Annotated in this window: 30 protein-coding genes; 15 read left to right on the plus strand and 15 right to left on the minus strand. The window is 64.7% G+C overall.

Features of this window, described 5'->3' with window-relative positions; translation table 11 throughout:
• Window positions 1–3 precede the first annotated feature (3 nt).
• The 5 genes from I6F21_RS04025 to I6F21_RS04045 all read right to left on the minus strand — a co-directional run bounded on the left by I6F21_RS04025 (window position 4) and on the right by I6F21_RS04045 (window position 5,361).
• Window positions 4–1,119 (minus strand): helix-turn-helix domain-containing protein, encoded by a 1,116-nt coding sequence (locus tag I6F21_RS04025; RefSeq protein WP_225140287.1) that lies wholly within the window; start codon window positions 1,117–1,119, stop codon window positions 4–6.
• A 298-nt stretch (window positions 1,120–1,417) separates the two neighbouring features.
• A complete protein-coding gene (locus I6F21_RS04030) occupies window positions 1,418–1,969 on the minus strand; it encodes a dihydrofolate reductase (protein ID WP_225140288.1) in 552 nt (183 codons plus the stop codon).
• 7 nt (window positions 1,970–1,976) lie between these two features.
• Complete coding sequence (locus I6F21_RS04035; protein ID WP_036000479.1) at window positions 1,977–2,999, minus strand: polysaccharide deacetylase family protein; 1,023 nt, start codon at window positions 2,997–2,999, stop codon at window positions 1,977–1,979.
• A 179-nt stretch (window positions 3,000–3,178) separates the two neighbouring features.
• Window positions 3,179–3,748, minus strand: a complete 570-nt coding sequence (locus I6F21_RS04040; protein WP_036022762.1) for a glutathione peroxidase — start codon at window positions 3,746–3,748, stop codon at window positions 3,179–3,181.
• Window positions 3,749–3,837: 89 nt separating this feature from the next.
• Window positions 3,838–5,361 (minus strand): L,D-transpeptidase family protein, encoded by a 1,524-nt coding sequence (locus I6F21_RS04045; protein WP_225140289.1) that lies wholly within the window; start codon window positions 5,359–5,361, stop codon window positions 3,838–3,840.
• Window positions 5,362–5,569: 208 nt separating this feature from the next.
• Between I6F21_RS04045 and I6F21_RS04050 the strand changes: the two genes are divergently transcribed.
• Complete coding sequence (locus tag I6F21_RS04050) at window positions 5,570–6,118, plus strand: CreA family protein (protein ID WP_036000425.1); 549 nt, start codon at window positions 5,570–5,572, stop codon at window positions 6,116–6,118.
• A 12-nt stretch (window positions 6,119–6,130) separates the two neighbouring features.
• Here I6F21_RS04050 and I6F21_RS04055 read toward each other — a convergent pair whose 3' ends face one another.
• Window positions 6,131–6,349 (minus strand): hypothetical protein, encoded by a 219-nt coding sequence (locus tag I6F21_RS04055; RefSeq protein ID WP_346656809.1) that lies wholly within the window; start codon window positions 6,347–6,349, stop codon window positions 6,131–6,133.
• A 406-nt stretch (window positions 6,350–6,755) separates the two neighbouring features.
• Between I6F21_RS04055 and I6F21_RS04060 the strand changes: the two genes are divergently transcribed.
• Both I6F21_RS04060 and I6F21_RS04065 read left to right on the plus strand, forming a co-directional pair.
• On the plus strand, window positions 6,756–6,920 hold the full coding sequence (locus I6F21_RS04060; protein ID WP_167361658.1) for a hypothetical protein: 165 nt from the start codon (window positions 6,756–6,758) through the stop codon (window positions 6,918–6,920).
• Window positions 6,921–6,952: 32 nt separating this feature from the next.
• Window positions 6,953–7,315 carry a hypothetical protein gene (locus I6F21_RS04065; RefSeq protein WP_036000421.1) on the plus strand — a complete coding sequence of 121 codons (363 nt, stop codon included), beginning with the start codon at window positions 6,953–6,955 and terminating at the stop codon, window positions 7,313–7,315.
• Between the two features lie 10 nt (window positions 7,316–7,325).
• On the opposite strand, the gene I6F21_RS04070 is transcribed toward I6F21_RS04065, so the two are convergent.
• Together I6F21_RS04070 and I6F21_RS04075 are read right to left on the minus strand one after the other, a co-directional pair.
• Window positions 7,326–7,571 (minus strand): DUF6719 family protein, encoded by a 246-nt coding sequence (locus tag I6F21_RS04070; protein WP_036022769.1) that lies wholly within the window; start codon window positions 7,569–7,571, stop codon window positions 7,326–7,328.
• 67 nt (window positions 7,572–7,638) lie between these two features.
• Window positions 7,639–9,108, minus strand: a complete 1,470-nt coding sequence (locus I6F21_RS04075) for a PLP-dependent aminotransferase family protein (protein WP_225140290.1) — start codon at window positions 9,106–9,108, stop codon at window positions 7,639–7,641.
• Between the two features lie 74 nt (window positions 9,109–9,182).
• On the opposite strand from I6F21_RS04075, the gene I6F21_RS04080 reads away from it, so the two are divergent.
• The 7 genes from I6F21_RS04080 to I6F21_RS04110 all read left to right on the plus strand — a co-directional run bounded on the left by I6F21_RS04080 (window position 9,183) and on the right by I6F21_RS04110 (window position 15,666).
• Window positions 9,183–9,908, plus strand: a complete 726-nt coding sequence (locus tag I6F21_RS04080) for a pyridoxamine 5'-phosphate oxidase family protein (RefSeq protein ID WP_225125648.1) — start codon at window positions 9,183–9,185, stop codon at window positions 9,906–9,908.
• A gap of 54 nt (window positions 9,909–9,962) precedes the next feature.
• On the plus strand, window positions 9,963–11,240 hold the full coding sequence (locus I6F21_RS04085; protein ID WP_036000410.1) for an ArgE/DapE family deacylase: 1,278 nt from the start codon (window positions 9,963–9,965) through the stop codon (window positions 11,238–11,240).
• A gap of 234 nt (window positions 11,241–11,474) precedes the next feature.
• Window positions 11,475–12,287, plus strand: a complete 813-nt coding sequence (locus I6F21_RS04090) for an alpha/beta hydrolase (RefSeq protein WP_036000407.1) — start codon at window positions 11,475–11,477, stop codon at window positions 12,285–12,287.
• 32 nt (window positions 12,288–12,319) lie between these two features.
• Window positions 12,320–13,159 (plus strand): tryptophan 2,3-dioxygenase, encoded by an 840-nt coding sequence (gene kynA / locus I6F21_RS04095; RefSeq protein ID WP_225140291.1) that lies wholly within the window; start codon window positions 12,320–12,322, stop codon window positions 13,157–13,159.
• Between the two features lie 8 nt (window positions 13,160–13,167).
• On the plus strand, window positions 13,168–14,370 hold the full coding sequence (gene kynU, locus I6F21_RS04100) for a kynureninase (protein ID WP_225133067.1): 1,203 nt from the start codon (window positions 13,168–13,170) through the stop codon (window positions 14,368–14,370).
• A 140-nt stretch (window positions 14,371–14,510) separates the two neighbouring features.
• A complete protein-coding gene (locus I6F21_RS04105) occupies window positions 14,511–14,909 on the plus strand; it encodes a PaaI family thioesterase (protein ID WP_036000401.1) in 399 nt (132 codons plus the stop codon).
• A 151-nt stretch (window positions 14,910–15,060) separates the two neighbouring features.
• The gene (locus tag I6F21_RS04110; RefSeq protein WP_109143965.1) at window positions 15,061–15,666 is read left to right on the plus strand and encodes a GNAT family N-acetyltransferase; all 606 of its coding nucleotides are present in this window, start codon (window positions 15,061–15,063) and stop codon (window positions 15,664–15,666) included.
• A gap of 80 nt (window positions 15,667–15,746) precedes the next feature.
• Here the strand turns inward: I6F21_RS04110 and I6F21_RS04115 are convergent, their stop codons facing one another.
• The 4 genes from I6F21_RS04115 to I6F21_RS04130 all read right to left on the minus strand — a co-directional run bounded on the left by I6F21_RS04115 (window position 15,747) and on the right by I6F21_RS04130 (window position 18,375).
• Complete coding sequence (locus tag I6F21_RS04115; protein WP_036000395.1) at window positions 15,747–16,046, minus strand: hypothetical protein; 300 nt, start codon at window positions 16,044–16,046, stop codon at window positions 15,747–15,749.
• A 95-nt stretch (window positions 16,047–16,141) separates the two neighbouring features.
• Window positions 16,142–16,828, minus strand: coding sequence for a DUF2161 family putative PD-(D/E)XK-type phosphodiesterase (locus tag I6F21_RS04120; RefSeq protein ID WP_057029000.1), 687 nt, complete (start codon window positions 16,826–16,828; stop codon window positions 16,142–16,144).
• Window positions 16,829–16,926: 98 nt separating this feature from the next.
• Window positions 16,927–17,607, minus strand: coding sequence for an SDR family oxidoreductase (locus I6F21_RS04125; protein WP_036033877.1), 681 nt, complete (start codon window positions 17,605–17,607; stop codon window positions 16,927–16,929).
• 24 nt (window positions 17,608–17,631) lie between these two features.
• On the minus strand, window positions 17,632–18,375 hold the full coding sequence (locus I6F21_RS04130) for a tyrosine-protein phosphatase (protein ID WP_036000457.1): 744 nt from the start codon (window positions 18,373–18,375) through the stop codon (window positions 17,632–17,634).
• 86 nt (window positions 18,376–18,461) lie between these two features.
• Here I6F21_RS04130 and I6F21_RS04135 point away from each other — a divergent pair, with 86 nt between their 5' ends.
• Window positions 18,462–18,788, plus strand: coding sequence for an MliC family protein (locus I6F21_RS04135; protein ID WP_036000389.1), 327 nt, complete (start codon window positions 18,462–18,464; stop codon window positions 18,786–18,788).
• A 110-nt stretch (window positions 18,789–18,898) separates the two neighbouring features.
• Here I6F21_RS04135 and I6F21_RS04140 read toward each other — a convergent pair whose 3' ends face one another.
• Window positions 18,899–19,102, minus strand: a complete 204-nt coding sequence (locus I6F21_RS04140; RefSeq protein ID WP_036022780.1) for a DUF2735 domain-containing protein — start codon at window positions 19,100–19,102, stop codon at window positions 18,899–18,901.
• A 539-nt stretch (window positions 19,103–19,641) separates the two neighbouring features.
• Here I6F21_RS04140 and I6F21_RS04145 point away from each other — a divergent pair.
• From I6F21_RS04145 to I6F21_RS04155, 3 genes are all read left to right on the plus strand, one after another.
• On the plus strand, window positions 19,642–20,676 hold the full coding sequence (locus tag I6F21_RS04145) for a glutamine synthetase beta-grasp domain-containing protein (protein ID WP_036000382.1): 1,035 nt from the start codon (window positions 19,642–19,644) through the stop codon (window positions 20,674–20,676).
• 194 nt (window positions 20,677–20,870) lie between these two features.
• Complete coding sequence (locus I6F21_RS04150) at window positions 20,871–21,572, plus strand: GrlR family regulatory protein (RefSeq protein WP_225140362.1); 702 nt, start codon at window positions 20,871–20,873, stop codon at window positions 21,570–21,572.
• Window positions 21,573–21,641: 69 nt separating this feature from the next.
• Entirely contained in the window at window positions 21,642–22,463 is an 822-nt protein-coding gene (locus I6F21_RS04155) for a tetratricopeptide repeat protein (protein WP_225140292.1), read from the plus strand.
• Window positions 22,464–22,565: 102 nt separating this feature from the next.
• Here the strand turns inward: I6F21_RS04155 and I6F21_RS04160 are convergent, their stop codons facing one another.
• Entirely contained in the window at window positions 22,566–23,018 is a 453-nt protein-coding gene (locus I6F21_RS04160) for a hypothetical protein (protein ID WP_036022783.1), read from the minus strand.
• A gap of 303 nt (window positions 23,019–23,321) precedes the next feature.
• On the opposite strand from I6F21_RS04160, the gene I6F21_RS04165 reads away from it, so the two are divergent.
• Complete coding sequence (locus tag I6F21_RS04165; protein ID WP_225140293.1) at window positions 23,322–24,026, plus strand: hypothetical protein; 705 nt, start codon at window positions 23,322–23,324, stop codon at window positions 24,024–24,026.
• Window positions 24,027–24,123: 97 nt separating this feature from the next.
• Here the strand turns inward: I6F21_RS04165 and I6F21_RS04170 are convergent, their stop codons facing one another.
• Complete coding sequence (locus I6F21_RS04170) at window positions 24,124–25,020, minus strand: alpha/beta hydrolase (RefSeq protein WP_225140294.1); 897 nt, start codon at window positions 25,018–25,020, stop codon at window positions 24,124–24,126.
• Between the last annotated feature and the right edge of the window lie 61 nt (window positions 25,021–25,081).

Raw genomic sequence — 25,081 nt, forward strand, 5'->3', positions numbered from 1 at the left:
CGGTCACTCCGCTCTCGGCGGCGCGATCTCGCGCATCCAGCGGGAAATCGTCGCGCTGCTCGCTCCATCGCTGCCGCGCTGTCGGCCGAGCAGGGCGGCCTCCCGTGCGGCGCGGGGCGTGATGCCGTAGGCGGCCTTGAACGAGCGCGTGAAATGCGCGTCGGTGCCGAGCTGCCAGCGCCGTGCCACCTCGCTGATCCGGGGGCCCCGCGCGCCCGAATTGGCGAGGTCGAAGAAGGCGCGGTGCAGCCGGCGGCTGCGGATGTAGTCGGCGATGCCGCCGACCGGGGCGAACAGCCGGTACAGCGAGGCCCGGGACAGGCCGAAATGGGCGGCGATCGAATTGGCCGACAGATCCTCGCTGGCAAGGCCAGCCTCGATATATTGGCGGATCCGCATCAAGGACGGGCTTGCCGCGACACCATGGTCGGCATCGGCCTCGCCCCGTTCGATTTCGTTGCGAAGGCACGCGGCCAGCAGCGACACCGTGCCCTCGACCACGGATTGGCATTCGTCGAGGCTCATGCGCGGGGCAAATTCGAACAGGGCGGTGAGATGCCCCGCCAGCAATCGCGCGATCACGCTGCTGCCCGGCAGCACCAGGCCATGCAAATCATCGACCCGCAAGAGATGGGCGGCGAACATCGGGCGCGGCACGACCAGCGTGACATTCTCGAACGCCGTCGCCTTGGTCTCCAGCGCCTGGGCGAGATCGAACAGGCAGATGTCGCCGGCGCGTACGCGCATCGGCCGTGTGCTGGCAACGCCGTCATAGCCGCCCTTCAGATAGAGCTGGAGGATGATGTGGTCGACGCCGCTGCGCGCGATCGTTTCGGCCGTCCGGCGGAAACGCTGGCCGCTGGCACGGCTCAGCCCGATCAGCACCGGTCCCATGGAGTAGGAGCTGAGGTCGGCGCGAAACGGGCCCGGTTCGCCGGCGGCGAGCTCGTCCACCTCGAACAGCGTGGCGACGGCTTCCCGCCACGCTGCGATGTTCGCCTCCGTCTCCATCTGATCGGCGCTGAAGCCGAATGCCGGCAGCAGGGACGATATGGGGGCGACATCGTCATTCAATCCGGAAGCGTCCGTCGGACTAGTCGTCGTGCAGTCGTCGCTCATTCTGGCCGTGGGTTAGTTTTTGCTCTTTTGTCTCAGTCTATTGATGCGGTGTGTCGCAGCCGTTGGCCCGTATTGACGCCGCGCCTCGGACGTTGGCTATAGCGCCACGACCGCCGTCGGGGCCGATTTTCGGGTCTCGGCAAATATGCTAGCCGGCTTTGCGCTGGCCGGCGGCGGGACCAATTTTAGAACGGCACACCAGCAATATGTGGAGCGGTATGATGTTGCCGGTACTGTGCATGGGGTTGTTTTTCCAGTTGGAGTCGGAGCCGGCGTAAGCGCCGCCACTGCCGGCAGGCTACCCCCGCCGCCACGGGGTCACGGTCACCTCATGCGCCGCGTCGAGGAGGTAGGGCGCACCCGGCCTCATCCCGCGCGCAGCCAGCACCTCGTGAGGCGTCCGCTGGGGTACGCCGACGAAGCAGCCCTCGCCGCCGGGCAGCCGCACATGCGGAGCCTCCGACAGCCAGAACGTGTCGTAGCGATCCATGAACAGGTCGAACACGACCGGTCCGCCGATGACGGCGACCATGCCGGAGGCGACGTCGGCGAAGGCGCAGGCCTCCTCGAAGCTCGCATGCTCAGGATTCCACAGCGTCGCGTTCGGCATCTCCGGATCGACGGTGAGGTCCCTGGTCTTGCGGGTCAGGATCAGCCGCTTGCGGCTGGCCGAATTCGGCTGCTGCTCGTGCGAGTTGCGGCCGTGCACGATCAGCGCGGCGCGATCGAGCGCCTGCTCGAAGAACCGCTTGTCACCTTCGAATTTCAACGTCTCAGGCATGATGTGCGACGGATCGGCGAGCATGCCGTCCGCGGAGACGATGACGTAGCCTTCGAAGCGGAAAGACAATGGCCTACTATTCGGAAACGGTGGTCACCACCGAATTGACCGGGCGCTGGCTCACCGTCGGCAGCTTGAGATCCTTGAGCAGCTCCTGGTCGTATTCCGGCAGCGTCGAGGCCGGGAACTTGGCGCGCATCGCTACCACCTTGTAGCCGCCCGCCTTCAGCCGCTTGAGCAGCTCGGGCAGGGCCTCCGCGGTGTGCTTCTGGAAGTCGTGCATCAGGATGATGCCCTTGCCCTTGGTGTCGAGCTTCTTCATCACGGTCTCGACGATCTTCTCGGGCTTGGAAGCCTTGAAGTCGAACGAGTCGATGTCGCAGGAGAAGCTCGCGACATTGCGGTTGCCGAGATAGGTGACCATCTCGGGCGGATGCTGCAGCGCCGGGAAGCGGAAGAACGGCGCGGGCGAGATGCCGCCGAGCGCCCACTTCACCGCCGCAAAGCCCTTCTCGATCTCGTCCTTGCGCTGCGCTTCGTTGAGCTTCTTGTTGTTGAGGTTGGCGTGCGACCAAGTGTGGGCGCCGACGGTGTGGCCGGCTGCGTAGACCTGCTTGAGGACCTCCGGCTCGTAGGTCGCGTGCTTGCCGATGATGAAGAAGATTCCGGTGGTGCATTCGTCCGCGAGCGCCTTCAGCACCGCGGGCGTGTTGCGCGGCCAGGGGCCGTCGTCGAAGGTCAGCACGACCTCCTTGTCACGCAGGAAGTCGAGCTCCTTGAAGTGTTCGAAGCCGAAGCCGGGACCGCCCGTGGTGTCGATCTCGACCGTGCGGGCGACGCCGAGGGCGCCCGGCGTGTTGCAGGCCGCGCGGGCCGGCTGCGGCGGCTGTTTCGGCGGGGGCGGATTGACGAAGCCCGCTGGCGCCGCAGCCGCTGCTGCGGGCGCTGGAGCTGCAGGGGATGTTGCAGCCGCTGGTGTTGCCGCCGGCGCGGCTTGCGGTGCGGCCGCGGGCTTCGCGGCCGGCGTCTGCGACCATGCGGCGCCGGAGAGCGCCACCGACATCGCACCTGCTAAAATCAGTCCTGCCGCCACGCGCATGGTGATGTCCCTCGAGATTGATCCCGTTGTTCCGCCGTGGCTTTTCGCCTGCGGCAAAAACCGTCCTGCCCAAAACAATCCTAGCCTAGATGGTGGGCCATCGCCATTGCAACGGCTGTTTGATGCCGCGTCGCAATTGTGCCCAGCCGGATGGCGTGCACTTGAGTCGTGCACGTGAGTCAAGTGTCGGCCAGGGCCCTTGCAATGGCGGTCTTGATCCGCGTGTCGGCCGGCTCGACGGCGGATGGAAATACCTCGGCGATATAGCCGTCGCGGCCGATCAGGTATTTGTGGAAGTTCCAGCGCGGAACTTCCTTCGGTCGGGCTTCCGCGGCCCATTTGTAGAAGGGATGCGCCCGCGCACCGACCACCGCAGCCTTGGCCGTAATCGGGAAGGTAACGCCATATTGGTGGTGTGCGGTCTGCGTGATCTCGCTGCTGCCACCGGGCTCCTGGCCGCCGAAATCGTTGGACGGCACGCCGATCACGGTGAGCCCGCGCCCGCGAAACTCGTTCCAGATTTCCTGCAGGCCGGCATATTGCGGCGTGTAGCCACAGAGCGAGGCCGTGTTCACCACCAGCAGCGGTTTGCCGGTGAACGTGGCGAGGCGGATGTCGTCGCCTGACAATGCGGGGAAGGAGAAGGCGTAGGCCGAGATCCGGCTCATGGCGCCATCGGCGAGGGCGCGCGTGACAGGCGCGAACGCGCCCGCAAGCGTGACGCTCAGCACGGTTCTGCGATTCATCATGACGGCGTCCCCCGAGATGATCCGAGGGCAGATTACTCCGCCACTGCGGCCTCGCGCGTCAACACCGCGTTATCGGTCCTGCGAGAGAGCTAGTACAGGCGGACGATGAAGTCGGTACCTTCGCCGGTCTCGCCCTGGTTGATGCCCTGGTCGGAGACGATGATCGAGCCGCCTGACGTCAGCATCTCGTTGATTTTCGCCATGGTCTCAGTGGGGACCGAGATGCGGTTGAGGGCTTCGGCTGGGCTGTCCGGCGTCACCACCGGTTTTGCGGCGACGGGGATCACGGCGGCACCGCGCTGGCGGCGCGCCACGCGGTTGTCGTCCTCGCGCGCCACGGAACGGGCGGACACGGGCAGCGACACCACCGACCAGTGCAGCGTGTTGGCATCGGCCTTGTCGAGCTCGGCGGTGAAGACATGCGTGCCGAGCGGCCGGTCGCTCGCGGCGATCGTGACAGGCACCTCGAACAGCGGCGCAAAATTCTGCCGCACATAGAGCTTGGAATCCTTGCGGCTGATGAAGACGGCAATCTGGCCGGCCCGCTTGGGTGTGTCCGGCTTTGCCGCCGGCGCAGGATCGGTGAGGCGGCCCTCGTCCTTCTTTGCATCGGGTGCGGTGGCGAGCGCCGGCGCATCGGGTGCCTTCGCGGCTTCCGTTTTGACCGGGTCGACCTTGTCGGCAGGCTTGTTCTCGGTCGCCGGCTTGGCGGTGTCTTCGGACGCAGGCTTGGCCGCTTCGGCCGTCTTGACCTCGTCGGACGTCGCCGCGGCTTCCTCGCGCGCAGCCGCATGGCCGGTGGTCACGTCCGACAACACGGTGTGGCCGACCGAGGTGCGCAGCTCGACCACGCTGTCGGCGCTGGCCGTCTTGGTCTCGACCGGCTTGGCTTCGGTCGTGCCCTTATCGGCCTTGTCAGCGACATTGGTCTGCGGCGCGAGGCTCGCGGCGGGCTGCGGCGGCACGCGCATGGAGGCGAGCACGGGATGGGAGAAGCTTTGCGGCGACACCTGGCCGGGCGCCACGATCACGCGCGCGCCCATCCTGGTCCAGTTCCACATCTTCATCGCGAACGCCATGGGCATGCGGATGCAGCCATGCGAGGCCGGATAGCCCGGCAGCGCGCCAGCATGCATCGCGACGCCGGACCAGGTGATCCGCTGCATGTACGGCATCGGCGCGCCGCTATAGAGGTTGGAGCGGTGGAATTTGTGCTTCTGGATGATGCTGAACACGCCCATCGGCGTCGAGTGGCCCTTCATGCCCGTCGACACCGGTGATTCCGCGAACACGCCGGCTTTGTCGTAGACCGTCATCTTCTGCCGGTCGATCGAGACGACAATGACGAGTGGCCCTTGCGGCTTGGTGCCGGCTTCCTTCTCGACAACGACGTCCTTCTTGCTTGCGGCGCCGCGCTTTTGCGGCTTCTGGCGCGGTATTTCGGGAAGCCGGTTCGGCCGGGCGTAGTAGGGCCGGTCGGAATAGTCCGTCCAGTAATAAAATGCTGCGTTTGCTTCGCTGGTTGCGCCGATCGCACCCGCCGCCGTCAACATGGCGACCTGCCACAGCCGTGCCGGCTTGGCAGGCGAACCCCACCCGTTCACGCTGTTCATCCTCGAATCCATTATCCAAATCAGACGTTAGTCTCGCAAAGGGGATACGCGTTCACCAGCAGCGCGGTTCTGCCATCAGCTACTTTTGTCCAAGGCGTAGCAAAAAAGCCTCACGGAGCGGTAAACGGCGGCCGGGTCCGCTCCTCTGCCGCCTTCCTGACCGCCGCTTGCGTTCCTACATTGCGGGGACTTGTTAGCGGAGAACTTCATGTCATCTCGTTTCCCCGGTCTTTCGAGCATCCGTCTGAAAGGCCTCGCTTTATTCCTCCTGGCTCTGACCGCGCCAATGGCCTCGGCATCTGCGGCCGACGAACCTGATCTGATCTTCCGCCGCTCTACCGTGTTCAAATGGATGAGCCCGAACGACAAGCTCGCGACCTATGGTCTCGACGATCCCGAAGTCGAAGGCGTCGCCTGTCATTTCACGGTGCCGGAGAAGGGCGGCTTCAAAGGCTGGCTCGGCCTTGCCGAGGAGGTCTCGGACATCTCGCTGGCCTGCCGCCAGGTCGGCCCAGTCAAGTTCAAGCACAAAATGGAGCAGGGCGACGACATGTTCCGCCAGCGCCGGTCGCTGTTCTTCAAGAAGATGCAGATCGTGCGCGGCTGCGACGCCAAGCGCAACGTGCTGGTCTACATGGTCTATTCAGACAAGCTGATCGAAGGCTCGCCCAAGAACTCGACCTCGACCGTGCCGATCATGCCGTGGGGACCGGCGGACGCAAACGTCCAGAAGTGCGGCGAGTTCTTCACGCAATGAGGCGCTCCGCGTTCACTCCTGCAACGCGCTCGCGTTCACCCGGCGGCGATCGCGCGGCGTCGCAAGGCGCGATTCGGTCAGTCGCACGAACGTCTGCGGCGCCGCCTCGAGGCCGCGGCTCGATTGCAGCGCCATTGCGCCGGTGCTGCCGCGAATGATCGGTTGATCTGCGCGCTCCGTCGGTGGATTTTCATCGCGCGGCGTTGCGCGATTTCCCGCCATCATGGCCATCCCTCACGTGAATGCGCCCGATGATCCGGGCGTCTCGGTTTCGATGGCTTGGGTCGTTGCTGAACCAATTCCGGTTCGACAGGATCCAGCCTTCTTTTGCCGCCCTTTCAGCAGAAAAACGTAAAATGCATGTGAAGCGTGCGCGGCGGCCGCGTGACAACGCCTGGGCGGGGTGCACGTCCGTGCCGGCGCCGGAACTTGGCAGGCGACTTTGGCCTGCCGCCAGACCTATCTGAAATAACTGGCATTTTCCGAGAATTGTTTCGTCGCCGTGGCCGGGACGAAACAATTCTCACGAAGACGAAACCATTTTCAGTTTTTCGCGCATCACGCGCGAAACCGCCCATGGTTATCAGGCTGATAACGACGACGGCGCACCGCCGGCAATCGAATTGGGACACAGATCATGCGCGCGCTCAGCTTCATCCTTGCTTTCGGTTTCGTGCTCGCCGGCTCCTCGTTGGCGGGTGCGCCCGACGGCAATCTCCCCGGTGTCGGTACCTTCCAGTACAGCGGCTCGCCCGTTGCGGTTCCGGCCGCTCAGCCGATCATGGTCGCCGCGCGCTTCTGACTGCACACAACGAAACAGCCGGCAAAACTATCATGTTGCTTCGTCTCTGCGCCGCAGCGTTCGTGTCCCTTCTGACGATCAGCTCCGTTCAGGCGCAGGTCCGCTCACCTTCCAGGCTACCCGATCCGCGTGGCGAATTCGTGCGCCAGTGTGCGCCGCACATGCTCGGGCGCTGGCAGCATCCGGAAGCGGTCTGCGGCTGCCTGCACGATCACGCCGCCGCGGCCGTCGAGGATCGCGATCTGCGCGAAGCGCTGCTGCGCGGCATCAGCGAGACCGGCGTGCCCACCATCGAGACAGATTGGGTACCGGCCTCCAAGCACAGCGAGATCGGCCCGACCTTCACCAAGATCGCCAAACCGACCCTGCAGTGCATGTTCGATCCGGCGAAATAGTCCTGGATCCTTACTTCGTTTTCGGTCCGTGCCGGGGCACGCAGGAACTCGTGCGCGAGACTCCCTTGTCGGTCATCTTCGCGCCGCGCACTTCCCTGAGCTGACCGGCGGGGCAGGTTCCGTCATCCACGAGCACGCGCTGGCCGAGCTTCAGATCGCCGATGTCCTGCTCACGTCCGACTGTGGCAGCGCGTGCCGTCGAGACAAGCGCGATGGAGATCAGCAGCGAGAGGCAGGTCGCGTGGCGCAGCAGCATGATGTGAGGTCCCGGAATCGATGCCGCAATCTAGGGAGCGGCGGGCGATTCTGATAGTGAAGCTTCGTCAGGCCCGGCGGGCCGGTTTTCCTTTTGCGGCCAAGGCTGCGCGCGATTCCCTCGCGAGACGTTCCGCGGACGCCACGAGCTGCGGCACGGGATGTCCGGAAAATCCCAGCACGAAGCCGGGCAGGGGACGCCCGCGCGAATAGGTGTCGGCCAATAGCCAGCCTTCGGCGCCGGCCGCCTGCTTGGCCAGCGCCGCCACCGCCGGATCGACGGCAGGATCGAACCGGGCGACAAGATGCAGGCCTTGTGAGGGCACCGGCACCGAAAGCGCGCCACCGGATGCGACTTCCAGCCTCTCGGCGAGCACGTCGCGCGCCTCGCGATAGAGTTTCCGCACGCGCTTCAGATTCGCGGCGAAGGCGCCGGAATTGAGCATGTCCGCCACCGCGCCCTCCATCAGCGTGCCGGGAAAGCGGTCGAGCGCCGCCCGCGCCGTCGTCACGTCCGCGATCAGGCGTTCGGGCAGCGCGCAATAGCCGATGCGCAGGCCCGGAAACAGCGTCTTGGCAAAGGTGCCGAGATAGATCACGCGCTGGAGCCGATCGATGCCGGCGAGCGACATCAGCGGCGCGCCGTCATAACGGAACTCGCTGTCGTAATCGTCCTCGAGCACGAATGCGCCGGCCTGTTTGGCCCAGTCCAGAAGCTCGAGCCGTCGCGGCATCGACATCTGCACGCCAAGCGGAAACTGGTGCGACGGCGTAACGTAGGCCGCGCGCGCGGACGGCGCCGCGATGCGGCCTTTGGCGACGCGCATCCCGTGCTCGTCCACCGGGACGGGCACGGCGCGATAACCGCAATGGGCGATGGTTTTTCGCGCGGCGGGATAGCCCGGATCCTCGCACCAGACATGGTCGCTGGATTTCAGGATCGCGCTCAGCACGATGCGCAGCGCGTGCAGCGTGCCTGAGGTCAGCATGATCTGGTCGGGATCGCAACGCAGCCCCCGCGCCGACAACAGATGGTCGGCGATCGCAACGCGCAGCTCGCGGCTGCCGCGAGGGTCGCCGTAATGCAGGTGCTCAGTTCCGAATGCGCGCATGCGGCGGCCGACGAAAGCGCGAAAACGCTGCACGGCGCGTTCGTCGATATGGGTGCAGCCAAGCGCAAACGCGCCCTGCTTTGGAGCTTCGAGAACGACCTTCGGCTTGTTCGGCTCGGCGGCGCGCTTGGGGATACGTGCCGCGACGAACGTTCCGGAGCCGACCGTCGCGTCGGCAAAGCCGTCGGCGATCAGGCGCTCATAGGCGGTGACGACGGCGTTGCGGCGGAATCCGGTCTGCCTGGCCAGCGTCCGCGACGGCGGCAGCGGCTCGCCCGGCCTGACCAGGCCGGAGACGATCATCTCGCACAGCGCCTGATAGAGCCGGTGCGCGGCGGAAGCGCCGGCCGTGACGTGAGGGCCGCTGAGGTCGAGCGGAAGCTCGGGCGTGGTTCGGGACGACGAATTGGTCGGAATTTTTCGCATGGAATTGGAACTATCGCAGACCAAATGCGCCGCTACAACTGCTCCGGATTTCTTCCATCCGAGCAGGAGCGGCCGTGAGCCAGACCGAGACCTCGAATTCCTATCCGACATCGGCACGCAACCAGGTGAAGCGCCGGCACGACCGTGGCTTCTATGATCACGACACGGTTCACCGCATCCTGGATTCCTCGATGCTGTGCCACGTCTCCTACGCAATCGACGGCCAGCCTTATTGCACGCCGACCTTCTTCTGGCGCGAGGGCACCAGGCTCTACTGGCACGGATCGAGCGCCAGCCGCATGCTGCGCAACCAGAGCAAGGGCGAGCGCGTCTGCCTGACGGTCGCCCATCTCGACAGCCTCGTGCTGGCACGCTGCGGCTTCAACCATTCCGCCGACTACCGCGCCGTGATGGCGTTCGGCATAGCCTATCTCGTCACCGACCCCGATGAGAAGGAGCGGGCGGTGATCGCGATGGTCGATCGCTTCTTCCCGGATCGCACCGCCGGCCTGCGACAGAGCACCACGCAGGAAATCAAGGCGACGTCCTTCATCGCAATGGAAATCGAGGAAGCCTCGGCCAAGATCCGCGCCAAGGGCGTCGCCGACGATGACGAGGACTATGCGCTGCCGATCTATGCGGAGCGCATTCCGGTCCGCACCGTGCTCGGCGCCCCCGAACCGTGCCCGCGCCTGCTCGATGGTGTCAGCCGGCCTGCGACTCTGAACGGCTATTCCGAAGGCCGGCTGCTCGAAGATGCATTGCGGGATGCATATTTTCTGGAGTACCCGAACGGCTGAAATCGGCTAGTTTGCGCGCTCCCTGGGACCATTGGAATGTCTGGAGTCGCCCGAATGAATGCCGAAACGCAGCAGAGGATTCTTGACGCCGTCGACAGCGGCTTCGAGGCTCAGCTCGCAACCACCCGCGATTTCGTCGCGATCCCTTCGACCCGCGGGGCGGAGGGACCATGCCAGGACATGATCGGCGATCTCCTGCGCGAACGTGGCTACGAGGTCGACGACTGGCATATCGACGTCGAGGATTTGAAGGATCTGCGCGGCTTCGGTCCGATCGAGCACGACTTCTCGAAGGCGCGATCCGTGGTGGGAACTTACCGTCCGAGAACCAATGGCGGCAAGTCGCTGATCCTGCAAGGGCACTGCGATGTGGTGCCGGCCGGTCCGCTGGAATTGTGGGAAACGCCGCCATTCGCGCCGGTCATCAAGGACGGCAAGATGTTCGGCCGCGGTGCCTGCGACATGAAGTCCGGGACGATCGGTGCGCTCTATGCGCTGGACGCGATCAAGGCCGCGGGCTTCAGGCCGACGGCGCGGATCCATTTCCAATCGGTCATCGAGGAGGAGAGCACCGGTGTCGGCGCACTCTCGACGCTGCAACGCGGCTATCGCGCGGACGCCTGCTTCATTCCGGAGCCGACCGGCGGCAAGATGGTGCGCTCCCAGGTCGGCGTGATCTGGTTCCGCCTCCGCGTGAAGGGGCATCCGACCCACGTTGCCTTCGCAGGCTCCGGCGCGAACGCGATCATGGCGGCATATCACCTGATCCAGGCGCTGCAAAAGCTCGAGATCGAATGGAACGAGCGGGCCAAGGCCGACCGTCACTTCAAGACGCTCGACCATCCCGTCAACTTCAACGCCGGCATCATCAAGGGCGGCGACTGGGCCTCGAGCGTGCCGGCCTGGTGCGATGTCGACTGCCGGATTGCGGTGTTGCCGGGCTGGTCGATCGCCGATCACCAGAAGGAGATCATGGCTTGCGTCGCCGCCGCTTCGCGCAACCACCGCTTCCTCGCCAACAATCCGCCGCAGGTCGAATGGTCCGGCTTCCTGTCGGAAGGCTATGAGCTGACCAACGCCGCGGAGCCCGAGGCTGCGTTCGGGAAGGCCTTCAACAGGGTCTATGGCGGTACGCCAGAGGACCTCGTCTTCACGGCGCTGACTGACACGCGCTTCTACGGCCTCAACCACGGCATCCCGAGTCTGTGTTTTGGTGCCAGCGGAGGCGAGATGCACGGCTTCAACGAGTTCGTCGACCTGGAGTCATTGAAGAAGGCGACCAAGGCGATGGCGCTGTTCATCGCGGAATGGTGCGGCGTGGAGAAGGCGTAGCGGTCTCCCCATCGCCACTGCGGTAGGTGGGCAAAGGCGCACTTGCGCCATGCCCACCACCTTTCTCTCGGATGAACCAAGATGGTGGGCACGCTCCGCTTTGCCCACCCTGTACCCTCGTAGCGGTCGCTGCCCAATCCACCGGCTCCCTCAATCCTTTAAGCTTAAAAGAAAGACTAGGATGCCGCCCTGACCGGTGGCAGACTGGCGTTCGGTTAGTCCTCGGGAGCAACGATGCGCGATTGGGATGACGCTTACGCCAATTCGGCCCACATCCCGGGCTCAGACAAGCTGCCGGCTCTGTGGGCGGAGCGGGCGGCGGCCTACCGCACCGGGCTGAAGGAATTTCGCCCCGACATCGCCTACGGCGCCGGCGAGCGCCAGAGGCTCGATCTGATCCTGCCTGACGGCGACAGCAAGGGTCTCGTCGTCTTCGTCCATGGCGGCTACTGGATGCGCTTCGACAAATCGACCTGGACCGATCTCGCCGAAGGTGCGCGGCACCATGGCTGGACGGTGGCGCTGCCGAGCTACACACTGGCACCAGCTGCCCGCATCTCCGATATCACTGCGGAGATCACCGCCGCGATCGCCAAAGCGGCATCGCTCGTCTCGGGGCCGATCCGGCTCGCCGGCCATTCCGCCGGCGGCCATCTCGTCACACGCATGCTGTGCGGCGACAGCCGGCTCGAGTCCGCCGTCTACAACCGCATCGCCGGTACGCTCTCGATCAGCGGCCTGCACGACTTGCGTCCGCTCCTGAAGACGGGGATGAACGAGACGCTGCGCATGACGATGGAGGAGGCGACGCTGGAAAGCGCGGCGCTGCATCTGCCACGAGGGCGTTCGCCAGTGACGGCCTGGGTCGGCGGCAGCGAGCGGCCCGAATTCATCCGCCAGTCCGATCTGATGGCGAACATCTGGACCGGCTTCGACGTGCCGACGCACCTCGTCGTCGAGCCCGGCCTCAACCATTTCACGGTGATCGACGGGCTCAAGGATCCGTCGTCACAGATCACCGCGCGCCTGATCGGCCTCGATGAATGAGGCCAGGGACGATCGATCGAGAGGGGCCAGCCATGACGTCCAGCGATTACGATCCCACAAGCGAAGGCGCCGAGACCGATTTCACCCGGCGCATGTCCTACGGTGATTATCTCGCGCTGGACGCGATCCTCGGTGCGCAGCATCCGCTGTCGGAGGCGCATGACGAGATGCTGTTCATCATCCAGCATCAGACCACGGAACTGTGGATGCGGCTCGCCATCCACGAGCTCGCCGCTGCGCGCCGTGCGATCTCACGGGATGAGGTGCAACCCGCGATGAAGATGCTGGCCCGGATGTCGCGTATCTTCGAGCAGCTCAACGGCGCCTGGGACGTGCTGCGCACGATGACGCCCAGCGAGTATACCCGCTTCCGCTCGCAACTCGGACAATCCTCGGGCTTCCAGTCGCGGCAATACCGGCTGATCGAATTTCTGCTCGGCAACCGCAACCACGCCATGCTGAAGCCGCACGCGCACGATGCGGAGACGATCAAGCTGCTCGAAGCCGAGCTCGCGACGCCGAGCCTCTATGACGAGGTGCTGCGGCTTGCCGACCGCAACGGGCTCAACATGCCTGCTGCGGTGCTGGCGCGCGACGTTCGCGAAACCCACAGCTTCAACGAAGGCGTGCTGCAGGCCTGGCGTATCGTGTACGAGGCGCCGGAAACCCACTGGATGCTCTACGAACTGGCCGAGAAGCTGGTCGATTTCGAGGACTATTTCCGGCGCTGGCGCTTCAACCACGTCACCACGGTCGAGCGCGTCATCGGCTTCAAGCGTGGCACCGGCGGCACTGGCGGCGTCAGCTATCTCAAGCGCATGCTCGAGGTCGAACTGTTTCCCGAACTCTGGCGCGTGCGTACGATTCTGTAGGGATGTCCATGACCCGGCTTCGCGTCTACGACGATACCAGAGCCTTGTTCCATTTGCCTGACGGCGTGATCTATCTCGACGGCAACTCGCTGGGTGCGCTGCCGCTGGGCGTTGCCGAGCGTGTCAACCGCGTGATCACCGAGGAATGGGGCAACGAGCTGATCCGCGCCTGGAATAGTGCAGGCTGGTATGTGCAGCCGCGCCATGTCGGCGACCGCATCGCGCGGTTGATCGGCGCGGAGGCCGGCTCGGTCATGGTCGGCGACACGCTGTCGCTCAAGGTCTATCAGGCGCTAGCTGCCGCGCTCGACATGAGCGTCTCGCGCAAGGTGATCCTGTCGGATACCGGTAACTTCCCGACTGACCTATACATGGCCGAAGGCCTGATCGCGACGCTCGGACGGGGCCATCAATTGCGCCTGGTAGCACCGGAGGAGATCGAGGACGCATTGTCTGAGGAGATCGCCGTTCTGTACATCACCGAGGTCGACTACCGCACCGGCCGCCGCCACGACATGGCGAAGTTGACAGCGAAAGCGCATGCGCTCGGCATCGTCACGGTCTGGGATCTCGCCCATTCCGCCGGCGCGCTGCCGGTCGATCTCGCCGGGAGCGGCGCCGATTTCGCCGCGGGGTGCACCTACAAATATCTCAACGCCGGCCCCGGCGCGCCGGCCTTCCTCTATGTCGCACCGCGCCATGCCGACGGCGCGCGCGCCGCGCTGTCGGGGTGGATGGGCCACGCAAAACCGTTTGCTTTCGAGCTTGCCTATGCGTCCGCGGGCGGCGTCGAGCGCATGCGCGTCGGCACCCCGCCGGTGCTCGCCATGGCGGCGTTGGAGGCCTCGCTCGATATCTGGGACAAGGTCGATATTACCGAGGTTCGTGCGCGTTCGCTGGCGCTGGGCGATCTCCTGATCGGTGAAGTCGAGCGCCGTTGTCCGCAACTCAAGCTCGTGACGCCGCGCGACCATGAGCGGCGCGGCTCGCAAGTCTCCTTCGCCTTCGCCGGCGGCTACGCCGCGATGCAGGCCCTGATCGCCCGCGGTGTCGTCGGCGACTTTCGCGCGCCCGACATCATGCGCTTCGGCCTCACGCCGCTGTACATCGGCGAGAGCGAGATCGTGCGGGCCGCGGAGATCGTCGAAGAGGTGATTTCAGGGGAGGTGTGGCGACGGCCGGAGTATCAGGTCGTGCATGCAGTGACGTGAGGGTGGTCTCGTGCCCCGGACGCAGTGCAGCGCTTCCCGGCTCTGCGCGCCGATGTCAGCATCGCCATTACCTCGGACGTCATTGCTTTGCGGCTTGAAGCAATTCACGTTGAGCCAACAAGAAGTTGGGAGGAGATCCGATGACGCCGCTCGAGAAACTTAAAGCGATGAAGATGCCGTTCGCCGAACTCAAGGGCGTCGAATTTGTCGAGGCGGAGAAGGACCGCGTGGTGGCGCGGATGACGGTCCGGCCCGAACTCTGCACGCTTCACCACACCATCCACGGCGGGGCCGTGATGGCGCTGGCCGATTCCGTCGGCGCGGCAGCGACCGTGATCAATCTGCCCGAGGACGCCAAGGGTACGACCACGCTGGAGAGCAAGACCAATTTCATCGGTGGGGCCAAGGAGGGGGCCACGGTCATCGCCACCGCCACCCCGGTGCACAGGGGTCGGCGGACCCAGGTCTGGACCACCAGATTGGAAACCGAGGACGGCAAATTGGTTGCGGTGGTGACCCAGACCCAGCTGGTCCTGTGAAACCATGGGACTTTGATTTATTAACGAATTGGTCGCTTCGGTGCCCGAAACTTGGGCAGGTCTCCGTCTTGAAAATCATGGTGCGATGCACAATATAGGAGGCCTAGGGATTCGAACGCCTCCTCGAGGGAACACCAAGAGGAGTTCTGACGTGGTACTTGAAGACGCCGTCCGTACCGTTCCCGGCTATGTGCGGACCCTGATCCAGCAGGAAGAATTGCCGCTCCTGCGCGATCACCTGCTGAGGCTTGATGCCGGCAGCCGGCACGACCGTTTCAACGGCTTTCTCGACGACAGCTTCATCGAGCGCTACGCCGCCCGCTGTGCCGAGGACGGCACCGTCATCGTTGCCTATATCGTCGAAGGCGTGGTGCGCGGCGCGGCCGAGCTGCACCCGCCGGAGGACGGTTCCTTGCCGGAGGTCGCCTTCAGCGTGGAAGCCTCCGCGCGCCGCCAGGGCGTCGGGACCGTGCTGTTCCGCCGCCTGATCGCAGAGGCCCGCTGGAAGGGCTACAAGCAGCTGCGCATCACGACGGGCGCGGACAATCATGCGATGCGGGCGCTCGCCAGGAAGTTCGGGGCCCATCTGGCTTTCCGCCATGGTGAATCGACCGGCACGATCGACCTCGCCAAGACGCCCGAGGCCGAGCTTGCCGATCTCGCGGCCTCGCCGTTCACGGCCGGGCGCGCGCTTCTCAGCTTCAACAGCACGTGCTGGAAGCTGATCTCGAGCATGTACGGCAATCGCGCCGCATAACCGGGAAATTGCGGACAGGAATCAAAAAGCGGACCGGCCAGGCCGGTCCGCTTTCGTGTTCGGTGCGATGAAAGGAATGCTCAGCTGCGCGTGCCGGCGCCGAAGCGGCGGACGACGCGGCGTTCGACCACGACGGAGCGCTGCGCGCCCTGTTCGCCGGCGATCACGCGGGTGGCGGTGATGCGGCTGTTGGAGCGGGCCTGCTTCTTCACCTCGGCCTGGACGACGTCGAGCGGCATCCCCATCAAGGCTGCGGCGATCTCGGCCTGCTGCGCCTGGTCGTCTGTGATGCCGACAGCGGCGAAGATCGCCTCGTCCAGGGTCGGGGGATCGTGGCGGACGCGCCGCGTGCCATATTTGGTATTCCAGTCTGCGCTCATAACGGCCTCATCTTGATGCCGGGATACCTAGTGCCGCCAATGTTGCATTGCAATATGAAATCGGTGCGGCATCTCAGCTATGCACCGGTTTGGTGTCACAGCGGTGACGCAGCACCTGCGCCGACCTCCACCCGTTGCTGAGGCCAACGTTTCAGGGCGGCGTGTCCAGCTTCGGTGAGCCGGTAGATTCCCCGCTCCGTGCGTTCGAACCAGCCATACACATTGTTAAGTAAGATCTTGCCGGCATCGGGGCAGCGTTCGCGCAGCTCGCGCACCGGCTTCGGCCCTTCGGCAAGAGCCGACGCGCAGGCCAGCGCCTGCTGGCGATAGGCCGTCATGATCGGTGCGCGGGTGCTGCCGCCGAGCACGGGGTCGCCCTGGCGGCGCTGATGCTCGGCGACGAGACGCGAGCGCACCTTCGGCTCGCGGCGCGGCGCCGCGGTCGGCGGCTTCACCAGCACTTCGACCTGGCCGCGATCGGTCACGCCGAGCATGCCGAAGCCGAGGCGGCGGCAGAGATTGCGATAGCGTGCGTCGCTCTCGCGTCCCTTGCCCCGCGCGGACATCTTCGCTGCGATCCAGACCTCGTCACCGGCCGGCGCGCGATCGACCGCCTGCAGGATCAGCTCGAGATTAAAGGCAAGCTTGAGCTCGCCGATCACCACCACTGGCGGATCGCCCGCGCTGAGGCCGACGAGATCGCAACCACCGATCTCGCCCTTGACCGTGAAGCCGAGCTCTTCGAGGAAGCGTTTGACGGGCAGGTAAAGCGCGGTTTCCAAGGGACGTCCGATCAGAGAATCAGTTGCAGCCAGTCTAGAGCGTTCTCGGCCCCGATTGAATCGGAGCCGGTGCCTCTAACGTTTTGATCGGAACGCGACTACACCCGGCCACCGACCGGGATCAGGGCGCCCGTGACGCCGCTCGCGGCATCGCTGGCGAGGAACAGGATGACTTCGGCGAGCTCCTGGGGCGTCACCCATTTGGAAAAGTCGGCTTTCGGCATGTCGGCGCGGTTGGCCGCGGTGTCGATGATCGAGGGCAGCACCGCGTTGACGGTAACCTTGCCCTTCCACTCGTTTGCGAGGGCCTCGGTCAGGCGATGCACGCCGGCTTTCGACGCGGCATAGGGGCCCATCCCGTTGCCGGCCTGCAGTGCGCCCATGGCGCCGATATTGACGATGCGGCCGGCCGTGGACTTGGCAAGGTGCGGCAGCGCCGCGCGCGAGGCGTTGAGCGCGGTCAGCACGTTCAGCTTATGCATGCGCTGCCACGTCGCGATGTCGCCATCGCACACAGTCTCGAAGGCGAACCCGCCGGCGATGTTGATCAATGCGTCGAGCCGGCCGAAATGCTTTGCCGCCGCATCGACGGCCGCTTTCGCCTGCGCTGGGTCGGACAGGTCAACGCCCGCGATGTCGATGTGGTCAGCGCTTGCGGCGGTTTGCGAAGACGCGTGATCGATGCCAGCCACGCGCGCGCCGCGTACCAGCGCCGTTTCCGCGACTACTTGGCCGAGCGCGCCGCGTGCGCCCGTCACGATCAAGATCTTGCCTTGCATGATCGTTCTCCCGGCACAGCCGCCCTATGCTTGCAGATAGCGCGTCTTCAGCGCGTCTCGCTCTGCCGTGCCGAGCTTGAGCCCGTCGCGCAAATAGGTTTCGAGATCGCCATATTCGCTGCCGACCGCTTCGAACGCGGCCGCAAGGTACGAGGCCTCGACGCTGCCGATCGCGTCGAGGACGTCGGCGGGCAGATCGAAGACGTTCGACGGGTCGCGCTTGTAGTGCCGGTTGGTCAAGAGATAATCCTCGGCGATGACCTCGTCCGCCACGCCGAGCGCATGCAGGATCAGCGCGCTGGCGAAGCCGGTGCGGTCCTTGCCGGCGGTGCAGTGAATCACGAGCGGCGCGCGATCTTCCAGCAAATGACCGAACAGCGCGCGGAAGCTGTGCGTGTTGTGGCGCACATAATTGCGATAGGACTCGCGCATGAGCTCGAGCGCCACGGCCGCGGTCAGCGTGCCCTTCGCGAGCTCGGCGCGCAGCCCGGCCACGACGGTCGGTTCGATCGGCAGCGAATGCACCGTGATCTCGTCCACGACGCAGATGCCGGCCGCGCGCTCCTCCAGGCCACGGAAATCGAACGCGCTGCGCACGCCAAGCGCGCGGACGACCTCGATGTCGGCAGCAGTGAGCTGGCCGAGATGGTTGGAGCGGAAGATGTGCCGCCAGCGTGTGGTGCGGCCATCAATGGTCGGGTAGCCGCCGAGGTCGCGGAAATTGCTCGCACCCTGAAGGGCGAGATGGCGGGCGGGGGAGTCCTTCAGGGAGGAGTCTTGCATGGGATCAGCTTGGGTTATGGTTCCACCGGATGCACGTTTGGCGTCCTTGCGGTCTATTACAGGGGGCGATCATGGGCCGGCACAAGGCCATTGTTTTGACGGTCAGCATGCTGGCGGGCGCAATGGTCGGCGCGCGGCAGGCCGATGCGCAGACCTTCCACACCTACCGCTGCGCCGATGGTACGCAGTTCATCCTGGGCTTTTATGACCACGACAAGCGGGCCTTCGTCCAGATCGATGGCCAGCCGGTTACGCTCGCCAAGCGGCTGGCGGTTTCGGGGATGCGCTATTCGGGGGCGGGAGTCACGCTGAGGATTCCCAAGACCGGGCCCGCTACGGTCAAACACCTGAAGCGGCCGGTTACGGCCTGCGCGGTGGTCGACAAGCCCGGGATCTAGGCGCGGGCGCGCCTGGAATCAAAAAGGGCCGAAACGCCGTTGTTTCGACCCTTTTTCAAACTGCCGCTGCCGCTTGCGAAAGCCCGGCACTGTCAGACCAGCAGCTGGCATCAGCGTTCCCATTTGGGCTTGGCTTCGTCGACCGCATCCTGGTGATACCAGCTGTCGCTGCAGATCGAGACGTTCGCGGGCAGCGAAGCCTGATCGGCGGGAAGGCGGGTCTCGCCATAGCGGCGTCCGGCGAGGGCCGCACGGCCGCCGACGGGGAATTGGTAGATCTTTGCAGATCCGTGACTCAGACCATTGTTCATCATTGCGATTCTCCTTGGTCGAAGCGCCTTGGCCTCCATGGTGCGCCCGACTCGTTCGATTGTGGTTACTGGAATCCCCATATCGGCCGCTCATCCCCGATTGGAAAGTGCTGAAAAGGAAATCAGTTTCCGCTCAATTTGTAGGCAGGAAGCCTTCTGCATCCTCCAAGGCACGCTACCGCTGACCAACGCGTGGGCCATTCCGAAGGTTGCTGAGGAGGGGTGGGGGAGTTTGCGAAAGTTACCGGACGTTGATGCGCGTTTCATCGGCAATGCGCGGTCGGCGTCCGCTGCTTCTAAATCGGGCGTTTTCCGCCGGATTTTTGCAGCGCAGCTTCGGGCCAAGGTGCGCGGCTATGACGCACGGTGCCGTGGAGGGCCCGTCTGTGGCGAAGAGGAGCCGGAAGCGGTGGAAAACCGCCCGTACTGCGGCCTTTTGGCACGCGAAATGCTTGGGAAAGGCTGGCCGATGATGGCCGGGTACAAACGTGCGGGGGCCCTCCCGGGCCCCCAACCTTTCGCATCATCTACAGAGAGGCTCAATGACCAAGTACAAGCTCGAGTACATCTGGCTCGACGGATATACGCCGACTCCGAACTTGCGCGGCAAAACTCAGATCAAGGAATTCGCGTCGTTCCCGACGCTCGAGCAGCTTCCGCTCTGGGGCTTCGACGGCTCCTCCACCCAGCAGGCCGAAGGCCACAGCTCCGATTGCGTGCTGAAGCCGGTCGCGGTGTTTCCGGACGGTGCGCGCACCAACGGCGTGCTGGTGATGTGCGAAGTCATGATGCCCGATGGCAAGACCCCGCATCCGTCCAACAAGCGCGCCACCATCCTGGACGATTCCGGCGCCTGGTTCGGCTTCGAGCAGGAATACTTCTTCTACAAGGACGGCCGTCCGCTCGGCTTCCCGACCGCCGGCTATCCGGCGCCGCAAGGCCCGTACTACACCGGCGTCGGCTACTCGAACGTCGGCGACGTCGCCCGCAAGATCGTCGAAGAGCATCTCGACCTGTGCTTGGCTGCCGGCATCAACCATGAAGGCATCAACGCGGAAGTCGCCAAGGGCCAGTGGGAATTCCAGATCTTCGGCAAGGGCTCCAAGACCGCTGCCGACCAGATGTGGATGGCCCGCTACCTGATGCTGCGCCTCACCGAGAAGTACGGCATCGACATCGAATTCCACTGCAAGCCGCTCGGCGACACCGACTGGAACGGCTCGGGCATGCACGCCAACTTCTCGACCGCCTATATGCGCGAAGTCGGCGGCAAGGAGTATTTCGAGGCGCTGATGGCCGCCTTCGAGAAGAACCTGATGGACCACATCGCCGTCTACGGCCCGGACAACGACAAGCGTCTGACCGGCAAGCACGAGACTGCGCCGTGGAACAAGTTCAGCTACGGCGTTGCCGACCGCGGCGCTTCGATCCGCGTTCCGCACTCCTTCGTCAACAACGGCTACAAGGGCTATCTGGAAGACCGCCGTCCGAACTCGCAAGGCGACCCCTACCAGATCGCTTCGCAGATCCTGAAGACGATCTCGTCCGTGCCGACCGACAAGAAGGCCGCGGCCTAAGATCCTCCCGGCCCGGGCTGGGGGGCTGGCCCGGGTTGGCATTCAATCCGCCGGAGCGAAGGCTCCGGCGGATTTTTGCATTTTGATGACAACCGTTCCTGTGCCTGCCGACCCGGGCGCCGCGAAACTTGTCCATCGCCGCCGAAAGCGGGATAGAGTGCATCCGGATGCGCGCAGGGCCGGGGACACGGCTGGTGATTGAAGGCTTCTACAAAGTCAGATTTCAGCTCGGCGATACCGTCGGCCGCAGCGTGATGCATGCCGGCGACGGCAAGATGCTCGGCGGCAATTCGGCCTTCGCCCATATCGGCACCTATGAGAAGACCGACAGGGGCGTCGACATCGTGATCAAGACCGTCCGCCATAATCCCGATCCGAGCTACCGCGCCATGGCAGGCACCGACGATGCAACCCTGATCGCGAAGGGCTGGGCCGACGGCGATCTCTATCGCTTCAAGGGCGAGCTCAAGGAGTTGCCGGGCGTGCCGTTTCAGTCGCTGATGACGCCGATCACTGACGAGGAGGTGCCGATCGCCGGCGGCGTCGGCGAAGACGGCATCAGCGACGGTCTCTACTCCATCCATTTGCGCATGCTCGACGGCCTCGACGGCGGACTCACCGGGGTGATGCTGCTCAACCAGGGCCGCATCCTCGGCGGCGATGCGGCTTTCTACTACCTTGGCAGCTACACCGCCGCGAAGGGACGCTGGAAGGGCCAGATCCTCAACCAGGAGCACACGCCGGCCAAGGACGATCCGATCTTCGGCGGCCACGAGGTCGGCATCGGCTTCTCCGGCAGCTATGACGCGGAGCAGGCGGTGCTGGAGGCAACCGCGCTGGCCGGCAAGCGGAGCTTGCGCCTGACCGCAGCGCTCAAGCTGATGCATCGCGCCTGAGCCACCCATCGCAGACGCGAACCGACTTGAGCCTTGAATTTGCCGGGCCACAGACGCAACGTGACGATCATGCGGACTTTCCTCCTTGCCATGCTCTTTGCGCTCGCCGCGCCCCTGACGGCACAGGCGCAATCAGCCGATCTCGTGTTGTGCGACCGTCTTGCCGCCGATCCCAGCGATCCCGACAAGCCGGGCGACGTGAAGGGCGTCGCGGAGATCGCTTCCGCCGACATCGCGACCGCGGTCAAGTTCTGCAAGCAGGCGGCAAACGCCTCGCGCCGCGCGATGTTCGAGCTCGGGCGCGCTTACGCGGCGAACCGGCAGACCACGGAGGCGATCGCGGCCTGGCGCAAGGCGGCCGACAAGGGATCCAGTGCGGCCATGGTCGAGCTCGGTGTTACCTACGCCACCGGCTCGGGCGTCGCCAAGGACGAGGCGCAGGCGCGTAAGCTTTTCGAGAAGGCGGCGCAGGCCGGCAACCCGCGCGGCGTCAGCAATCTCGCAGCGCTCGGTGGCGCAGGTGGCGCCGCGCCGGCCGATCCCGCCCAAGCCCGTGCGCTGCTCGGCAAAGCCGCCGAGACCAATGCGGAAGCGCAGTACCAGCTCGGCCTGATGTTGTCTGAAGGCGATGGCGGCGCAAAGGACGATGTCGCGGCGCGCGCGCTGTTCGAGAAGGCGGCGGCGCAAAACCATCCCGGCGCGCTGGAGCGGATGGGCGCCTTCGCGCAGGAGGGGCGCGGCGGTGCGAAGGACAAGGACGCCGCAAAGGCCTACTACGAGCGCGCCGCCGCGCTCGGCGACGAGGATGCCAAGAAGGCGCTGGAGCGCATTCGCTGTCCCTATGCGATCAAGGACAAGCAGGGCAGGCTGGTCACCACGCTGTGCTTCTAAAGCGCGATGCGATCAGGATGAATCGTCATCGCGCTTTAGCCTATTGTTTGAGCATGATCTTTTCGGAAAACCGCTTCACACTTTTCCGGATCATGCTCTAGTTCACTTCATGTAGTAGGCGAGATCGTTGCGGGCATCGCGGTAGGTGGTCTCGAGATAATGCGGATATTTCCGCGCGGCCTGTTTCACCGCGCGCGCCACGCAATCCTCGAAATCGCCGTTCCAGTCGAAGTGCTTGTTGTAGGCGTCTTCGAATTTGACCGCCGTGATGATGGCTTGCCGGATCGCCTGATCGTCGGCGCGCGGATGAGCGCGCTTCACATAGCCGAACATCGGCCCTTCATGGGCGTGGGCGCGTTCATGGCGGTACTGGATGATGAATTCCTCCGGCGAGAAGGTGCGATTGACCCGCACCTCTTCGGCGGTGGGGCGGCCCGCGATGGCCTCCAGACGGTAGCGTTGGCGCCAGAGCGCGTAGGCGGCATCGAGCAGCGGCTGCTTCGCGGCGCCGGCGATGATCGCGCTGAGCTCGTCTTCGGCTGATTGCGTGTCCATGCGCGATTGGTCGTGCGTCCGTGGGGGCAGGTTCGAGCCTGGCACCGGTCGGCCGAGGAGCTTTTTTCGGAGGCCGGCAAACAAACCTCCAAAACGACCCCATGCACAGTAGCCAAGTCCCTGAAATCGTTGACTGCGGGTTTTACGAAGTGAAGTTTTGACCCGTCGGGCAAAACAGGGGCATAATGGCATCACGGCGGGCGGAGGTCCCCGGGGTGGCGATGCGCGCAAAAGCCGATGGCTTCGCTGTGGCGTCGGTGCTAGGTAGCCCGCAATTCATTTTCGATTTGCAGGTTCAAGACGTTGCTGGACGGGCTCTACAAGGTTGAATACGGCGTCAACGATGGGTTCGGCTGCAGCATCATGTGCCTGCACGACGGAAGGATGCTGGGCGGCAATTCTGGCTTCGCGCATCTCGGTACCTATGTCGAGCGCGACGGCGAGATCATCGCCCAGGTCATCACCGAGCGGCACAACCTCGACCCCAGCTACAAGCCGCTGATGGGCGCCGACGTCGCCTCGATCGGAGCGCGTGGCCGGCTCTACGGCAACCAGATCCGTCTCGAGGGCGGCGCGGACACCATGCCCGGCGCCAGGTTCTGGGCCAATCTCACGCGCCTCGACGACGAAGGCTTGCCGCCGAGCGGAACGGTCGGACCGGGCGGCATCGCCAACGGGCTCTATGGGATGGGCTTGCGCGCTCTCGACGGCGTCGATGCTGGACTGTCCGGCGTGATGCTGCTGATCGACGGGCGCATCCTCGGCGGCGATGCGTTCTTCTACTATCTCGGCGCCTATTCCTCGGCGGACGGCCGCTGGAAGGGCGAGATGCTGAACCAGGAGCACACGCCGGCGAAAGGCGAGAACCCGGTGTTCGGCGGCCTCGAGGTCGGCATCGGCTTCTCCGGGACCTGCACGGAAGACAGCGGCGAGCTCGAAGGCATCGCGCTCGCGGGAAAGCGGAGCCTGCGGCTGACGGCGTCGCTCAAGCTGATGCGAAGAGCGTAGGGCGCCGATCGTTCTGTCGCGTCTGCTCCGGAGGCGACAATCAAGTCGCGCATCTGGATGTCCGCATTGGGCCATAGGCGCCATTAACCAACCACACCTAGCAATTAGCAAGAAAGCGCCGAACCAGTTCGGCGACCTTATCGGTCGCCTCGTCCAACGCGAAATGACCTGCTTCAAGCAGGTGGACCTCCGCGTCAGGCACATCGTCGACGTACGCAGTTGCCCCCGCCACGGTGAACGAAGGATCGTACTTTCCCCAGACCACTAGCATCGGTGGCTGAACTTCGCGAAGCCATTTCTGCCAGCGCGGATAGGATGCGACGTTGCTGCGATAGTCCAGGAACAATTTCGCCTGAATATCCGCCTGACCCGGACGGGAGAGAAACGCGTGCTCGTCGGTCCAGCTATCCGGATCATACCGCTCGGGATGCGGGCTGGTCCCGACATGCCGCAGCCGGGTTGCCTCCAGCGAGGTGAAATTGGCCTTGAGGTTATCGAGTTCGCCGGCCGGATCGGCCCAGTACCTGCGGCGGGCGTCCCACAGCGAACTCAAACCCTGCTCATGCGACACCGCGTTCTGGACAACGATGCTGCGCACCCGTTCGGGATGAGCGAGCGCTAGGCGGAAGCCGACGGGCCCGCCATAGTCCTGAACGAACAGGACATACTTGGCGAGGCCGAGCTTCGTCACAAACGTGTCCATGATCTGCGCGAGCCGGTCGAACGTATAGGTGAAATCGGATGTCGGCGGCGCGCTGCTGTGACCGAAGCCGGGATAATCAGGCGCAATCAGGTGATATCGATCGGCAAGGAGCGGCAGCAACGGCTCCCACATCCGCGATGAGGATGGAAAGCCGTGCAGCAGCAGCACGGTCGGCGCATCGACCGACCCTGCCTCCCTGTAGAAGATCTCGAGGCCGTCGATCTCGATGCTGCGATAGGCGATCGACTGTCGTGTCGAACGCAGATCGCGATTTGTTGCCCGCACGCTCATACCGATCTCCTAACCATAGAGAAACGGCGGGCTGAATTGGATCAGCATGAGCAACGCGATG

The sequence above is a fragment of the Bradyrhizobium sp. NBAIM03 genome (assembly GCF_020194055.1).
GTDB lineage: Bacteria > Pseudomonadota > Alphaproteobacteria > Rhizobiales > Xanthobacteraceae > Bradyrhizobium > Bradyrhizobium yuanmingense.

Coding starts and splice junctions, on each gene's coding strand:
- I6F21_RS04045 (WP_225140289.1), bottom strand. CDS start 5,361: ATGAACAGCGTGAACGGGTGGGGTTCGCCTGCCAAGCCGGCACGGCTG.
- I6F21_RS04065 (WP_036000421.1), top strand. CDS start 6,953: ATGTTGCTTCGTCTCTGCGCCGCAGCGTTCGTGTCCCTTCTGACGATC.
- I6F21_RS04090 (WP_036000407.1), top strand. CDS start 11,475: ATGCGCGATTGGGATGACGCTTACGCCAATTCGGCCCACATCCCGGGC.
- I6F21_RS04105 (WP_036000401.1), top strand. CDS start 14,511: ATGACGCCGCTCGAGAAACTTAAAGCGATGAAGATGCCGTTCGCCGAA.
- kynA (WP_225140291.1), top strand. CDS start 12,320: ATGACGTCCAGCGATTACGATCCCACAAGCGAAGGCGCCGAGACCGAT.
- I6F21_RS04055 (WP_346656809.1), bottom strand. CDS start 6,349: ATGGCCATGATGGCGGGAAATCGCGCAACGCCGCGCGATGAAAATCCA.
- I6F21_RS04125 (WP_036033877.1), bottom strand. CDS start 17,607: ATGCAAGGCAAGATCTTGATCGTGACGGGCGCACGCGGCGCGCTCGGC.
- I6F21_RS04160 (WP_036022783.1), bottom strand. CDS start 23,018: ATGGACACGCAATCAGCCGAAGACGAGCTCAGCGCGATCATCGCCGGC.
- I6F21_RS04145 (WP_036000382.1), top strand. CDS start 19,642: ATGACCAAGTACAAGCTCGAGTACATCTGGCTCGACGGATATACGCCG.
- I6F21_RS04060 (WP_167361658.1), top strand. CDS start 6,756: ATGCGCGCGCTCAGCTTCATCCTTGCTTTCGGTTTCGTGCTCGCCGGC.
- I6F21_RS04070 (WP_036022769.1), bottom strand. CDS start 7,571: ATGCTGCTGCGCCACGCGACCTGCCTCTCGCTGCTGATCTCCATCGCG.
- I6F21_RS04140 (WP_036022780.1), bottom strand. CDS start 19,102: ATGATGAACAATGGTCTGAGTCACGGATCTGCAAAGATCTACCAATTC.
- I6F21_RS04050 (WP_036000425.1), top strand. CDS start 5,570: ATGTCATCTCGTTTCCCCGGTCTTTCGAGCATCCGTCTGAAAGGCCTC.
- I6F21_RS04170 (WP_225140294.1), bottom strand. CDS start 25,020: ATGAGCGTGCGGGCAACAAATCGCGATCTGCGTTCGACACGACAGTCG.
- kynU (WP_225133067.1), top strand. CDS start 13,168: ATGACCCGGCTTCGCGTCTACGACGATACCAGAGCCTTGTTCCATTTG.
- I6F21_RS04025 (WP_225140287.1), bottom strand. CDS start 1,119: ATGAGCGACGACTGCACGACGACTAGTCCGACGGACGCTTCCGGATTG.
- I6F21_RS04085 (WP_036000410.1), top strand. CDS start 9,963: ATGAATGCCGAAACGCAGCAGAGGATTCTTGACGCCGTCGACAGCGGC.
- I6F21_RS04115 (WP_036000395.1), bottom strand. CDS start 16,046: ATGAGCGCAGACTGGAATACCAAATATGGCACGCGGCGCGTCCGCCAC.
- I6F21_RS04135 (WP_036000389.1), top strand. CDS start 18,462: ATGGGCCGGCACAAGGCCATTGTTTTGACGGTCAGCATGCTGGCGGGC.
- I6F21_RS04040 (WP_036022762.1), bottom strand. CDS start 3,748: ATGATGAATCGCAGAACCGTGCTGAGCGTCACGCTTGCGGGCGCGTTC.
- I6F21_RS04075 (WP_225140290.1), bottom strand. CDS start 9,108: ATGCGAAAAATTCCGACCAATTCGTCGTCCCGAACCACGCCCGAGCTT.
- I6F21_RS04035 (WP_036000479.1), bottom strand. CDS start 2,999: ATGCGCGTGGCGGCAGGACTGATTTTAGCAGGTGCGATGTCGGTGGCG.
- I6F21_RS04155 (WP_225140292.1), top strand. CDS start 21,642: ATGCGGACTTTCCTCCTTGCCATGCTCTTTGCGCTCGCCGCGCCCCTG.